Annotated in this window: 11 protein-coding genes; 4 read left to right on the forward strand and 7 right to left on the reverse strand. The window is 61.9% G+C overall.

Going from position 1 to position 14,355, the window contains the following annotated elements:
* Window position 1: 1 nt before the first annotated feature.
* Window positions 2-1,072 carry a site-2 protease family protein gene (locus AC2FME_RS08035; protein ID WP_496680864.1) on the reverse strand — a complete coding sequence of 357 codons (1,071 nt, stop codon included), beginning with the start codon at window positions 1,070-1,072 and terminating at the stop codon, window positions 2-4.
* 17 nt (window positions 1,073-1,089) lie between these two features.
* Complete coding sequence (gene ssb / locus AC2FME_RS08040; RefSeq protein ID WP_496800138.1) at window positions 1,090-1,566, reverse strand: single-stranded DNA-binding protein; 477 nt, start codon at window positions 1,564-1,566, stop codon at window positions 1,090-1,092.
* A gap of 204 nt (window positions 1,567-1,770) precedes the next feature.
* Between ssb and AC2FME_RS08045 the strand changes: the two genes are divergently transcribed.
* Complete coding sequence (locus AC2FME_RS08045; protein ID WP_496712332.1) at window positions 1,771-2,349, forward strand: lytic transglycosylase domain-containing protein; 579 nt, start codon at window positions 1,771-1,773, stop codon at window positions 2,347-2,349.
* Window positions 2,350-2,421: 72 nt separating this feature from the next.
* On the opposite strand, the gene AC2FME_RS08050 is transcribed toward AC2FME_RS08045, so the two are convergent.
* The 5 genes from AC2FME_RS08050 to miaA all read right to left on the reverse strand — a co-directional run bounded on the left by AC2FME_RS08050 (window position 2,422) and on the right by miaA (window position 10,192).
* The gene (locus tag AC2FME_RS08050; protein WP_496800139.1) at window positions 2,422-4,509 is read right to left on the reverse strand and encodes a dipeptide ABC transporter ATP-binding protein; all 2,088 of its coding nucleotides are present in this window, start codon (window positions 4,507-4,509) and stop codon (window positions 2,422-2,424) included.
* 92 nt (window positions 4,510-4,601) lie between these two features.
* Window positions 4,602-6,065 carry an ABC transporter permease gene (locus AC2FME_RS08055; protein WP_496800140.1) on the reverse strand — a complete coding sequence of 488 codons (1,464 nt, stop codon included), beginning with the start codon at window positions 6,063-6,065 and terminating at the stop codon, window positions 4,602-4,604.
* 13 nt (window positions 6,066-6,078) lie between these two features.
* Window positions 6,079-7,125, reverse strand: coding sequence for an ABC transporter permease (locus AC2FME_RS08060; RefSeq protein WP_496680852.1), 1,047 nt, complete (start codon window positions 7,123-7,125; stop codon window positions 6,079-6,081).
* 137 nt (window positions 7,126-7,262) lie between these two features.
* Window positions 7,263-8,933, reverse strand: a complete 1,671-nt coding sequence (locus AC2FME_RS08065) for an ABC transporter substrate-binding protein (RefSeq protein WP_496680849.1) — start codon at window positions 8,931-8,933, stop codon at window positions 7,263-7,265.
* A gap of 350 nt (window positions 8,934-9,283) precedes the next feature.
* Window positions 9,284-10,192 (reverse strand): tRNA (adenosine(37)-N6)-dimethylallyltransferase MiaA, encoded by a 909-nt coding sequence (gene miaA / locus AC2FME_RS08070; protein ID WP_496800261.1) that lies wholly within the window; start codon window positions 10,190-10,192, stop codon window positions 9,284-9,286.
* An 83-nt stretch (window positions 10,193-10,275) separates the two neighbouring features.
* Between miaA and pyrH the strand changes: the two genes are divergently transcribed.
* The 3 genes from pyrH to AC2FME_RS08085 all read left to right on the forward strand — a co-directional run bounded on the left by pyrH (window position 10,276) and on the right by AC2FME_RS08085 (window position 14,314).
* Entirely contained in the window at window positions 10,276-11,028 is a 753-nt protein-coding gene (gene pyrH / locus AC2FME_RS08075) for a UMP kinase (protein ID WP_496712328.1), read from the forward strand.
* Between the two features lie 212 nt (window positions 11,029-11,240).
* Window positions 11,241-12,827, forward strand: a complete 1,587-nt coding sequence (locus tag AC2FME_RS08080) for a BCCT family transporter (RefSeq protein ID WP_496800141.1) — start codon at window positions 11,241-11,243, stop codon at window positions 12,825-12,827.
* Between the two features lie 260 nt (window positions 12,828-13,087).
* Window positions 13,088-14,314, forward strand: a complete 1,227-nt coding sequence (locus tag AC2FME_RS08085; RefSeq protein WP_496800142.1) for an aminotransferase class V-fold PLP-dependent enzyme — start codon at window positions 13,088-13,090, stop codon at window positions 14,312-14,314.
* The last annotated feature ends 41 nt before the right edge of the window (window positions 14,315-14,355 follow it).

Consider the following 14,355-nt stretch of genomic DNA (forward strand, 5'->3'; position numbering starts at 1 on the left):
CTCAGCGCCCCCGGATTACCATCAGTTCGCCGATGTTTTCGCGGGTTATGTACCCGACCATCTGCCCCGCTCTGGTGCACACGGCCACTGCCGGAGCGCCGCCGTGCAACCCGTCTAGCACTGCCTCGAGCCCGCCGGCTGGCGATACGATGGGAATCTCGGTCTCCATGACCGATGTGGCCGGTTCGGACCGGGGGTGTTCGCCGGCGAGGGCTGCGAACAACCGGTTGCGCGTCACGAAGCCCAGCAGTTGCCCGTCGGGGCCCAGCACCGGAAACTCGTGCTGGGTGGTCTGGATCACGGCCTGCGCGGCCGTACCCAGCGTGTCCTGCGGCGTCAGTGCGTGGAACTCGGTGATCATCGCGTCGCGGGCCAGAACTCGGCGCGCGATCGAGCGCATCTCGACATCCTGGCTCTCGGCATTGGCGGCGATGAAGACGAACACCGCGATCAGGACCAGGATCGGGTTTCCGGTGCTAAGCCCCAGAAAGCCGAAACCCACCGCCACGATCTGACCGGCCGAGGCAGCAGCCCGCGTGGCCTTGACCCGGTCCATCTTTAGGCACAGCAGCGCCCGGAACACCCGGCCACCATCCATCGGAAAGGCCGGGATCAGATTGAATACCGCCAAGAAAAGGTTCACATACGCCAGCCGGCTGAACAGATCGACGCGCGCCGAGTCGATATGGGCCATTACATCCATCTGAATGCCCGCACCCAGACCCACCAGCACCAGCCAGATCACGATGTTCACCGCCGGCCCGGCTAGCGCAACGGCAACTTCCTGCATGGGCTTTTCCGGCATCCGCTCCAGCCGGGCCAGCCCGCCGATCGGCAGAAGCGTGATGTCCGGCGTGCGGATGCCATAGCGGCGGGCCATCAGCGCGTGGCCGAATTCATGGGCGACCACGCAGGCAAACAGCGCCAGAACGAACAGGATGTTGTCAAATGCGGCGGGCAGGCCGCCCTCGGCATAGGCCGCGAAGCCGACCCAGGCCAACAGAATGAAGAACGTGACATGGACCCTCAGCTCCGAGCCAAGCAGACGACCGACGGCGAAGGACCATGTCATTTTCTGGCTCCGTCAGATCAGAACGGGATCTCGTCGTCGTCGATCCCGCCCGAGGCCGGGGCTGGTGAACTGCCGCCCATCGGTGCGCCATAGGGGTCTCCGTAACCGCCGGACTGGCCGCCACCGTAACCGCCGCCTTCTCCGCGGGCGTCCAGCATGACGAGGGTCGAATTGAACCCTTGCAGAACGACCTCGGTCGAATACCGGTCCTGACCGGACTGATCCTGCCATTTGCGGGTCTGCAACTGGCCTTCGACGTAAACCTTTGACCCCTTGCGAAGGTATTGCTCGGCCACCCGGACCAAGCCCTCGTTGAAAATCGCGACCGAGTGCCACTCGGTCCGTTCGCGACGCTCGCCCGTATTGCGGTCTTTCCAGGTTTCCGAAGTGGCGATGCGCAGGTTGCAGACCTTGCCTCCGTTCTGAAACGACCGAACCTCGGGGTCACGCCCGAGATTGCCGATCAGAATGACCTTGTTGACTGAACCTGCCATGTTTTTCCTCGTATCCTGTCTTGCGGGTTGGGGCGCGAATCTCGCGCGGTGTTCACCCGAACCCTATACCCCCCGCGCGCGGGTTGGAACACGGATGATCGTGGAGCCTTAGGTTTGAATTTCCACCCGCGATTAACCAAGCTTTCATTTCGGCTTGAAATACCTATACTCATTCTGATGGCAGAACGGGCGGGATTTGCTTGAATGCGGTATGTGTTGACTGGTTTTTTGGTTGCCTTCCTTGCGCTGACTTCTGTTCCGTCGGGCGCCGATGTTCTTTCGACCAAGAACCGCAGGGATATCTTTCTCAAGCAGGCCAAGGTGCTGGACAGTCGCGCCGCCAGCCAATACCGCGACAGCGAGCGTCTCAAACCCAAATCGGCGCAGGGAAAGTTCGGCAAACGGTATGACGGCAAGTACAAGGGGCAGTATCTTGTCCTGGCGCGCCAGGCCGCCCGCATGCACAACGTCCCCGAAGAGCTGTTCCTGCGGCTGGTCCAGCAGGAAAGCGGATGGAACCCGCATGCCCGGTCCCACAAGGGCGCTTTGGGGCTGGCGCAGCTGATGCCGCAGACCGCGCGCCTGCTGGGCGTGGACCCGCACGACCCCAAGCAGAATCTGGAAGGCGGCGCGCGCTACCTGTACTGGCAGTACAAGAAATTCAGGTCATGGCGCCTTGCACTGGCCGCTTACAATGCGGGGCCGAAGGCGGTGGAAAAGCACGGCGGTATTCCACCTTATGCAGAGACCCGGAACTATGTGAAGGCCATCTGGGGCGGTTGAAAACCCCATCACTCGCGTCAATTGGTCTGGACTGTCCAGTGGACGGCCCCAACCCGTCGAAGACCGCGTACGTCATTCAGCAGCGATCTTGATGACCGGTTGCATTCTGGCAAGAATGTCCTCGGCCAGATGGCACTTGATCTGGTGCCCCTCGGACAAAGTTTTTACCGGCGGAACCTGCTGTTCGCACAGGCCCCCGGGGACTTCGGATTTCCACCGGCAGCGTGTCTGAAACGGACATCCCGGCGGCGGGTTCATCGCCGATGGAATATCCCCCTCGAGCACGATGTGCTCTTTCTCGACCGAGGTATCGGCGATCGGAACCGCGCTCAGCAATGCCTCGGTATAGGGGTGATAGGGGGGCGAGAACACCTGATCAGTGGTGCCCAGTTCGACCACATGGCCCAGATACATCACCATCACGCGGTCGCTGAGGTAGCGGACGATCGACAGGTCGTGGCTGATGAACAACAGGGTCGTCTTGTGCTCGCGCTGAATTTCCATCAGCAGGTCGGTCACAGCGGCCTGCACCGAAACATCCAGCGCCGAAACCGGCTCGTCTGCGACGACGATGCGCGCATCTCCGGCAAAGGCACGCGCGATGCCAACCCTTTGCTTCTGGCCACCCGACAGTTGTCGTGGCATCCGGTCGGCAAAGGCCCGGGGCAGCTTCACCAGATCCAGCAACTCCAGCATCCGTTGCTTGCGCTCGGCCTCGGAATTGCCGACGCCGAAGATTTCCAGCGCGCGGATGATCTGTCGCCCCACCGTCATCGACGGGTTCAGCGTGTCAAAGGGGTTCTGGAACACCATCTGGACTTCGCCGATGGTTTTCGTATCCCGCTCTTCGATCGGCAGATCTTCGATGTTGCGGTTGTCCAGCAGGATCTGCCCGTCTGTCGCCGTTTCCAGCCCCATCAGCACCTTGGCAAAGGTGGATTTGCCGCAGCCCGACTCGCCCACAATGGCCAGAGTTTCAGACTCGCGGGCCTCGAAACTCAGGGCCTCGTTGGCCTTAACCACTTTCTTCTCGCCGCCACCGAACAGCGCATTTGCGGCGACTTCATAATATTTCTTGAGGTTGTCGATCTTCAGAACGGTCTGACCGATGGGCGCTTTTTCCTTCTGCTCCGCCACGGTAACCGGGGCGTTCCAGTCGATCTCCTGGAACTTGAGGCAGCGCGTGTGGTGACGGTCATTCCCCGGCACCGGGAACATCGGGATGTCTTGCGCGTCACAACGCCCCTCTTCGAAATAGTCGCAGCGCGGTCCGAAATTACAGCCCCGCGGACGTTCATGCGGCAAGGGGAAATTGCCCGGAATCGCGACCAGCGGGCGCGCGTTCTTGTCCGCGCCGGGTAGGGGGATCGAGCGGAACAAGGCCTGCGTATACGGGTGCTGCATCTCGTCGAACACGTCATGGATCGAGCCCCGTTCGACCGCCTCGCCGGAATACATCACGCACAAACGGTCGCAGGTCTCCAGCACCAGGCCCAGATTGTGCGAAATGAACAGCATCGAGGTGCCGTATTTCTTGCCCAGGTCCTTGACCAGTTCCACCACGGCGGCCTCAACGGTCACGTCCAGCGCGGTTGTCGGTTCGTCGAGGATCAGCAGTGCCGGTTTCGACATCAGCGCCATCGCGATCACGATGCGCTGCTGCTGGCCGCCAGAAAGTTGATGCGGAAAGCTGTTCAGCATCCGTTCGGGGTCGGGCAGGCGCACGTCGGTCACCACTTCCAGAGCGCGGGCATAGGCCTCTTCCTTGCTGACCCCTTCGTGGATCATCGGCACTTCCATCAGCTGCTTGCCGATCTTCATCGCCGGGTTCAGAGAAGCCATCGGCTCCTGATAGATCATCGCGATCTCGTTGCCGCGGATGTCGCGTAGTTCCTCGGCGCTCATCTCGCTCAGATCGCGGCCCTTGAACTTGATGGTGCCTCCAACGATGCGGCCGTTCTTGCCAAGATCCTGCATCACGCCCAGCGCAACGGTCGACTTGCCGCAGCCGGATTCCCCGACCAGCCCCACCGCCTCGCCGGGCATCACGGAAACCGAAAAATCCATCACGGCCGGAATTTCCCGCAGGCGGGTAAAGAAGGAAATCGACAGCTTTTCGATTTCCAGGATTGGCCCGTCATGATCTGCAAGTTTGCTCATTTCTTCGCTCCTCGCCAAAGTCCGGTTTCCCCTTCATCTGGCTCAAAATATCCCGGGGGGTCCGGGGGGCTGGCCCCCCGGCTGCGTTCACATCAGTCCTTCAGGCTTTCCTCGCGCAGGCCGTCCGCCAGCAGGTTCAAGCCCAGAACCAGCGACAACAGCGCCAACGCCGGCGGCAGGGCCGGGTGCAGATATATCGACAGCAGCTTGCGCCCTTCGTTGATGGTTGACCCCCAATCCGGGCTTTCCGGCGGCAGGCCCAACCCAAAGAACCCCAAGGTCCCCAACAGGATGGTCGTGTAACCGATGCGCAGGCAGAAATCGACGATCAGCGGCCCGCGCGCGTTGGGTAGGATTTCCCACAGCATGATGTACCAGGGACCTTCGCCGCGCGTCTGGGCGGCCGCCACATAGTCGCGCGTTTTGATGTCCATGGCCAGGCCGCGCACGATGCGGAACACCGTGGGCGAGTTGACGAAGACAACCGATACGAACACGACCAATATCCCGCCTGGAATGTCGAACAGATCCAGATAGGTCGGCAACCCCCAGATGCTGTAGGCGTCAGTGTTTATGACGTGGCCTCCGGTCGAAATCAGTGACAGGTACAGCCAGATCGCGATCCCCAGCACCCCGATCAGCAGAGGCGTTCGAAAGTTCGGGCGGGTATAGTAGCGCGAGTTCAGGAGCACCGCGATGAACAAGATCGGAAAGATGAACAGCACAGCGGCCATATAGTTCGGCACGCCGGTCGCCACGATTTCCGGGGTTACCAGCAGATAGAACAGCAGGATTACCGGAAAGGCCAGGATCAGGTTGGCCAGGAACGACAGGAACGTATCCAGGCGTCCGCCATAGTACCCCGCCGGCAGGCCCAGCGTGATGCCGACCATGAAGGCGAACATCGTGGCCAGCGGCGCGATCTGCACGACGATCCACGCGCCCTTGACCATCCGGCTGAACACATCGCGGGCCAGGTTGTCGCCGCCCAGAAGGTACCAGGCGAACTGCCCGTCCTCGGGGTTGGGCAGGGGGGTGCCGGGCACCTTGTTCTTCATCCCCGACAACTGCACCAGCGGGTCATGGGTCACGATCAGGTCGAGCGCGCCGAAAATGCCGGTGAACACCCAGAACATGACCAGGGCAAAGCCAATCATGCCGATTGGGCTGTCGAACAGCTTGCCATACAGGCCCAGCCGCCGCTTGAAGGCGACCGACATCGCGAACAGGATGATCAGCGACACCCAGACCGGCAGGAACTGCTGCGCGATGGCGCCGACGATGCCGGCTCCGGTTCCCATGAATACGCCCAGCAGCAGATAAGCGACGACCGTCGCGATGCTGGCCAGGAAGGAATACCACAGCGCGGTTTCGACCAGGCTGCGCAGCCCGCCACCAGAACTGACGGTGCCATCCGCGTTCACGGTCACCTGGGGTTCAGGCAGCACGATACTGGCCAGGATCCAAGCCAGGACCGAGACGGCCAGTGCAACCAGAGCGATTGTCAGGATCGGGTTCAGAAAGGCGATAGAGCCAGTCCAGCTCAGAGGTTCCATGGTCTATCCTCCTTTATGAAATGCGGATGCGTGGGTTGAGGTAGACATAGCCGATATCCGAGATCAGCTGCGTCACCAGAACCACGAAGACCGACACGACCGAGATCGCCAGCAGCAGCTGGATGTCGTTGTTGCCCGCGGCCTGCACCAGCGCCCAGCCAAAACCCTTGTAGTTGAACAGGGTCTCGACGATCACGACGCCGTTCAGCAACCACGGGAACTGCAGCATGATGACCGTGAAGGGCGCGATCAGCGCGTTGCGCAGCGCGTGTTTCAGGACGATGTTGGAAAAGGATACACCCTTGAGCCGCGCGGTGCGGATGTACTGCGCCGTCATCACCTCGGTCATCGAGGCGCGGGTCATCCGCGCGATATACCCCATTCCGTACAGGGCGATGGTCAGCACCGGCAGAAAGAAATTCTCGAATGTCGGGTTGTCCATGGCCTGCGTAGCCGTGCCCTTGAACCATTTCAGACCCACGGTGGACGAGGTGAAGATGGCGATGAAGATCACGCCCGAAACATATTCCGGCGTGGCCGTGGTGATGATCGAGAAGGTGGAGAGCGACCGGTCCAGCGCTGACCCTTCGCGCATGCCGGCCAGAACGCCCACCAGCAGCGCGGTTGGCACCATCAGCAGCAGCACCCAGAACATCAGATACCCGGTGTTGCCCAAGCGTTTGGCGACAATCGTCCCCACCTCTTCCTTGAACACGGTCGAATACCCCCAGTCGCCCTGAAGAACGCCGCAATAGCGGGGGGTCGTGTCCGGGGTCGATCCGGGGCGGGCGCAGGTGCCCACGAATTGCCCGTCATCCAAAGTGTTCGTGAATCCCGGGATCACCCCAAGCCACTGGCCGTACTTGACCAGCGTGGGTTGCATATAGCCACGATTTTCCAGCCACGAGACGACCTGTTCGTCCGACATGCGCTGGTTACCCTGGGTCTTGGCCAGTTTTTCCAGGTTCGGATAGAGGTTCGTGAGGAAGAAGACCACGAAGGTCAGGCACAGCGCCGTCAGCAGCATCACGCCCAATCGTCGGAGGATGAAGAGTCCCATGTTGGCCCCTGTTGTTCGGGTTTTCCGCAGATCAGTGGACCATTGCCTGGCCTCGGACGTTCCGACCCCGTGTCGGTGTGTCTGCGGCTGGAAAGGGGCGCCCGCATTCGGGCGCCCCAGCAGGGTTCAGGTCGGGCTCAGGCCGCCCAACCCCATTTGTAGTGATGGTGTTCGAACGACACATGCATGTCGGTGCCCACCAGACCTTCCTTCATGTGGCGATACAGCGACCGCCAGTAGGGTTGGATGGTAACGCCTTCCTCCTGGATCATCGCTTCGCCCTTGGCCACGATTTCGCGGCGCTTGTCGGCATCTGCAATGGCCAGGGCCTCGGTCAGCAGGGCGTCGAACTCGGGGTTCGCCCAGCCGAATTCGTTCCAGGCCTCTCCGCTGCGATAGGCCAGCGCCCAGATCTGCACGCCAAGCGGACGGTGGTTCCAGTTCGTCGAGCTGAACGGGTATTTCGCCCAGTCGTTCCAGAACGTGTTGCCGGGCAGAACAGTCCGCTTGACCTTGATGCCGGCGTCGCGCAGCTGGGCTGCGACCGCATCGGTGGTGTTGCGGCGCCAGTCGTCGTCGATCGAGATCAACTCGTGCTCGAAATCGGCCATGCCGGCCTCTTCCATCAGCTTGCGCGCGCCTTCCGGGTCAACTTTTTGCGGCGGTAGTTCGTAGTAATCCGGGTGGATCGGACCAACGTGGTGGTTTTCCGCGGGCGAGCCGCGACCACCGTAGCCAAGCTCGAGGCAGACCGAGTTGTCCACGGCCATCTGCAACGCCTGACGCACACGTTTGTCGGCATAGACCTTCTTGCCGTCCACTTCCGCAAGCTGGTTCGGGCGGATCACGATGGTGTTCATCGTGACAACCTCGGATTTGACATAGCCGAGGCCGTCCATCACATCGATGAATTCACCGACCGATTCGTACAGCATGTCGACTTCGTCGGATTCCAGCGCCGCCAGCCAGGCCGACGGATCGGTGCCGTAGTCGATATACTCGATACGGTCCAGCGCTGGGCGGCCGAACACGTCCTCGCCCCACCAAGTGTGGTTTTCGTTGCGCACCAGCACGGCCTTTACGCCGACTTCGAGGCTCTCGATCAGGTAGGGGCCGGTGCCCACGTTGTTGGTCAGGTCCGTCTCGCTGAACGAGCTGTGGATAATTGCGGCCGGGTAGTCCGCCATGCCCGGGATCAGCGAGATGTCCGAATTCGGCAGGTTCAGCTTGACGGTGTGCGAATCCACCACCTCGATCGCACCTTCGATCGCCTGACCGGTATCTGCGTCGATCAGCGTGGCGAAACGGCCGGCCATCGAGTTGGTTTCCGAGCTCTTGTCACACCAGCGCGCGATGTTGCGGGCGACGTCGTCGGCAGTGAAATCGTCACCGTTGTTCCACTTAACGCCCTTGCGGACCTTCAGCGTGTACTCGGTGGCGTCGTCGTTGACTTCCCAGCCCTCCAGCAACATGCCGCGGAAAGTGCCGTCCGAGTTGTACTCGACCAGGTATTCCAGCGTGCCGCGGGTAACATTCGCGATCTGCGACCAGTCATAGGTGCGCGGATCCTTGAGGGCGCGCACCTCCATCTGAACGCGCAGCGTGCCGCCCATCTGCTTGGCGTCCTCGCCGGCCGCCTTGGCCGGGGCGGACAGCCCGATCATGCCGTAGGCTGCAGCAGCAGTGACGCCGAGGCTGGTCGTGCGCGTCAGAAACTCGCGGCGGCTCAGCTTGCCTTCCTGGTATTCCCGGGCGTGCATGTCCGCCGCCCAGTGTACCGGTGCGCCGGTCAATGTCTTGATTTCCATGAAAGTCTCCCTGTGAGATTTGTTTTTTCGTTACTGGAAACCGTCGCATTCGAACTGAGCCGTTTGCGGCGTTTCCGTGAATTTTTCTGAGCGCAGATCATCCCCATGCGAACATTCGGCACCAGAATCCGATCAAGGTCAATGTTCGAAATCGTCATCAGATGTTCAAAAACGACATTTCAGAGCAAAGACACCGGTTACCCCGCCACACTCTGCCGGGCAAGTCCAAGAGTGACACCCAAAATCACCCGGGTGATTCTGTTTAGTGCGGGCCAAAGGGTGATAATTCGGCTTAAGGCAATGAAAAGAAATGAAAATAGACTGGTGATAGGGGCCGGCGCCGGGTTGTCTCAGTCGCTCAGGTCGACTTTATGCCAGTCCTTCATGCGCGACCGGCACCAGGTCCGCTGACGTTTAGCGTATTGCCGTGTCGCAATCGTCGCTTTCTCGCGGGCCTGGTCCAGTGTGAGGTCGCCCGTCACGTAGGCCATCAGTTCGGGAACACCGATTGCTTTGCAGGATGGAAGCGACGGGTCGTACCGGTCCCGCATCGCCGCCACCTCGTCTAGGGCGCCGGTGGCCAGCATCTGGTCGAACCGCCGGTTGATCCGATCCAGCAGCCAGGCCTTGTCGACATCGACCACGATCGGTACGGCCTGATCCAGCCGAAGCACCGGCGGCGGCGTTTCGGCCTGCCAATCGGCCAGGCTGCGACCGGTGGCGCGTTCGACTTCCCAAGCCCTTTGCACGCGCGCGCGATTGTGGGTGTCGAGGCGTGCGCGCGTGCGCGGGTCCACCTCGGCCAGCAAGTCGGGCAGGGGCATCGCGTCAGCCTGCGTGCGGATCGCGGCAGGGGTCGGCGGAATTTCGGCCATGCCTTCGGTCAGCGTCTTGAAGTACAGCCCCGTTCCGCCGACGATGATCGGACGCAGGTCGCCCGACAACAACGGGGTAACCTCGCGCAGCCATTGCCCGGCCGAATAGGTTTCATCGTAGGGCACATGCCCATAAAGGGCGTGCGGCGCCCGGGCTTCCTCTTCGGCCGACGGGCGGGCCGAGATGACCCGCCAGCAGTCATAGACCTGGCTGGCATCGGCATTGACGATGACCCCTCCGAACCTTTCGGCCACGGCCAGCGCCAGCGCCGATTTTCCCGACGCCGTGGGGCCCGCGATCAGAACCGGTTTGCCCTCGGGAACGGGGGGGAGCCAGTCCGCGATCGCGGCCGTTGCGTTTCCTGTCCTGTCCGATTGCGCCATTGTCCGACCATCCGCATTGAACCCGCGGGGGTTTTGCTTCATTTTGCGCCGGAAAACAAACCCGTGCCACCCCGGAGCGCAACATGACCCTTTCTCCCGCCACCACAACCGAAGAAACCCCAAAGACAACCTACAATCGCGTGATGCTGAAGATCTCGGGCGAGGCGTTGATGGGCGACCAGGGCTTTGGCCTGCATCCGCCCACCGTGCAGCGGATCGCGCAAGAGGTGAAGTCGGTTCATGACCTGGGCGTCGAGATCTGCATGGTTATCGGCGGCGGCAACATCTTTCGCGGCCTGTCGGGCTCGGCCCAGGGGATGGAACGGACGACGGCCGATTACATGGGCATGCTGGCCACTGTGATGAACGCGCTGGCGATGCAGTCCGCGCTCGAGGGGCTGGGTGTGTTCACGCGGGTGATCTCGGCCATTCGGATGGACGAGGTGTGCGAACCCTACATCCGTCGCCGCGCGGTGCGGCACCTGGAAAAGAAACGGGTCTGCATCTTTGCCGCCGGCACCGGCAACCCGTATTTCACCACCGATACCGCCGCGACGCTGCGCGCCAACGAAATGGCCTGCGAGGCGATCTTCATGGGCAAGAACGGCGTCGACGGCGTTTATGACAAGGACCCCAAGGCGCACCCCGACGCGGTGCGCTATGACTCGGTCACCTATGACGACGTGCTGGCCAAGCGGTTGAAGGTGATGGATGCCTCGGCCATCGCGCTGGCGCGCGACAATAACTTGCCGCTGATCGTCTTCGGTCTGGACGAGCCAGGCGGGTTCCGCGGTATCCTGGCGGGTGAGGGAACCTATACCAAGGTTCAGGGCTGACCCGGCGGTTTCACGCCCGTAACGACTTGGATTCACGAGCTGTGGCTCGCGCCCACTGGCGGCGCGGTCTTGCCTTTTTACGGACGGAATCCGTGTTTTTTTGCGAAAATTCCTGAAGGCAGTCGTTTTTGCTCGGTGGACGGTCTTTCGCGACAGACCGTCGCAGGCAGCCTTCCGTGCAGACAGGAGCAGCAACATCGAGAGGAGAGAGAATGTCCGACAATACGGAAACTGACTATGAGGTCGGCCAGGACAATATCCAGATCATGGGGTTGGATATCCACAACCCGGTCTTTGCGGTCTCGGGCCTGACCATCATCGCTTTCGTGTTCTTTTCGCTGGTGTTCCGCGAACAGGCCACGGAGTTCTTCGGCTGGCTGCGGCCGGCGCTGACCAGCCGCTTTGACTGGGTGTTCATGGTTGCGGCCAACATCTTCGTGGTGTTTTCGCTGCTGCTGATCGTTACGCCCTATGGGTCGATCCGACTGGGTGGCCAGGACGCACGGCCCGACTACAGCTATGCCGGCTGGTTTTCGATGCTGTTCGCCGCAGGCATGGGCATCGGGCTGGTGTTCTGGGGCGTGGCCGAGCCGATCTCGCATTACGGGTCGTCGCTGGGCGGTATGGCCGTGGGAGAGGACGGCGCGCGCACCGACTGGGCGCCGCTGGGCGCCGCGTTGAACGACCCTGAGGCATCGCGTGAACTGGCTATGACCGCCACGATCTTTCACTGGGGGATGCACCCCTGGGCCGTATATGCGATCGTCGCGCTGGCGCTGGCCTTCTTTAGCTTCAACCGCGGGCTGCCCCTGACAATGCGGTCGGTCTTCTACCCGCTGTTCGGCGAGGCGACCTGGGGTCCGCTGGGCCATGTCATTGACGTTCTGGCGGTGTTTGCCACGATTTTCGGGCTAGCGACCTCGCTGGGGTTGGGGGCGACGCAGGCGCTGGCGGGGCTGAACTATCTGTTCGGCGTTCCGGTGAGCGACGGGATGAAGGTGTTTCTGATCGTCTTGATCACCGCCTTTGCGCTGGTTTCCGTCGTCGCGGGTCTGGACAAGGGGGTCAAGCGCCTGTCCGAGGCCAACATGATCCTGGCCGCCCTTCTGCTGTTGCTGGTTTTGGTCGTGGGTCCCACGATGGTCATCCTGACGGGATTCTTCGAAAGCATGATCGCCTATGTCGAAGCGCTGCCGGCGCTGTCGAACTGGATCGGGCGTGAGGACACCAATTTCATGCAAGGCTGGACGGCCTTCTATTGGGCCTGGTGGATCTCGTGGTCGCCCTTCGTGGGCATGTTCATCGCGCGCATCTCGCGCGGGCGCACCATCCGCGAATTCGTGACCTGCGTGATCCTGATCCCGACCCTTGTCGGTGCGCTGTGGATGAGCGTGTTCGGCGGCGCGGCACTGGATCAGGTGATGTCGGGCAGCGTTCAGGCCCTGACGGATGCGGCGCTGGAGCTGAAGATGTTCAAGATGTTCGAAGCCTTCCCGATGGCCGGCCTTCTGTCTTTCGTCGGTATCGTTCTGGTGGTCGTGTTCTTCGTGACCAGTTCGGATTCCGGCTCGCTGGTGATCGACACGATCACCGCCGGCGGCAAGACCGACGCTCCGACCGCGCAGCGCGTGTTCTGGTGCGTTCTGGAAGGCGCCATCGCAATCGTTCTGCTGCTGGGCGGCGGATTGGGCGCCCTGCAGGCCGCGGCCATCGCAACCGGGTTCCCTTTTGCGATCGTGCTGGTTCTGATGTGCGTGTCGATTTTCATCGGGTTGGTGAACGAACGCCGCCGCAAGTGACGCGGTTCATGGTCTGAGCTGATAGGGTCTCGGGCGATCCGGGGCCCTTTTTTAGTGTCGGTCGCGTGTGGCCGCCACGGGGACACACACCTTGACCCGTGTGACTGGCCAAGGCTAACTGTCGCCGTTCGGTGTGCGCATTCGAACTGCCGCGGCCGCCCGTGGCTGGCTGGAAGACCTGCCATGTTGTCGGAGATGTCCGGTGTCATGCGCGGGCAGCCCTGTGGAACCATCGTGCATGACAAGGGAAGGACAGTGTGATGGGCACTCTGGATATCGATTTCGTGCGGGCGCAGTTTCCGGCCTTTGCCGAGCCGAGCCTGCAGGGACAGGCTTTTTTCGAGAATGCGGGCGGGTCCTATACCTGCAAGCCTGTGCTGGACCGGCTGACGCGGTTCTACACCCAGCGCAAGGTGCAGCCCTATGCCCCGTATGAGGCCAGCCGTCTGGCGGGCGAGGAGATGGACGAGGCGCGTATGCGCATGGCGGCCCTGTTGGGCGTTGACACTGACGAGCTCAGCTTTGGTCCTTCGACCACGCAAAACACTTATGTGCTGGCGCAGGCGTTTCGGCAATGGATGAAGCCGGGCGAGGCAATCGTGGTCACCAACCAGGATCATGAGGCCAATTCCGGCCCATGGCGGCGCCTGGCCGAGGACGGGATCGAGATCCGTGAATGGCAGATCGACCCCGAGACCGGCGCGCTGAACCCGGCCGATCTGGAAAACCTGCTGGACGACAAGGTGCGGCTGGTCTGTTTTCCGCATTGCTCGAACGTGGTGGCCGAGATCAACCCGGTGACCCAGATCACCGCCATCGCCCACGCCGCCGGGGCCTTCGTGTGTGTCGACGGCGTTTCCTATGCCCCGCACGGGTTCCCCAACGTGGGCGAGTTGGGGCCGGATATCTATCTGTTCTCGGCCTACAAGACCTATGGACCGCACCAGGGTTGCATGGTGATCCGGCGCGCGCTGGGCGAGCTGCTGCCCAACCAGGCCCACTACTTCAATGGTGACGTTTTGTACAAGCGGTTCACCCCGGCTGGGCCGGATCATGCGCAGGTGGCCGCCAGCGCAGGCATGGCGGATTATGTCGATCTGCTGTGCGACCATCATGGTGGCCCGGCTTCGGGCGCGGGCGAACGCGGCCAGTTCGTGCATGACCTGATGCGTGCGCATGAAATTGCGCTATTGCAACCGGTGCTGGATGCGGTCAAGGACCGAAACGCGGTGCGCCTGATCGGCCCGGACAAGGCGGAACAGCGCGCGCCGACCGTGGCGCTGGCGCTGAACCGCAACGCCGAGGAGGTCGCCGCCGAACTGGCGCAACACGGCATCATGGCGGGCGGCGGAGATTTCTACGCGGTGCGGCCTCTGACCGCGCTGGGGGTCGATCTGGGGCAGGGCGTTCTGCGCGTCAGCTTCACCCACTACACCTCGCGCGACGAGATTGACCAATTGCTTCAAGCGTTTGATCGCGTTTTGTGATCCGCTACGCTCGTTGCAGCGTAGACAAGGAAAAACAGGGC

The organism is Ruegeria sp. BHSC026, from assembly GCF_059613065.1.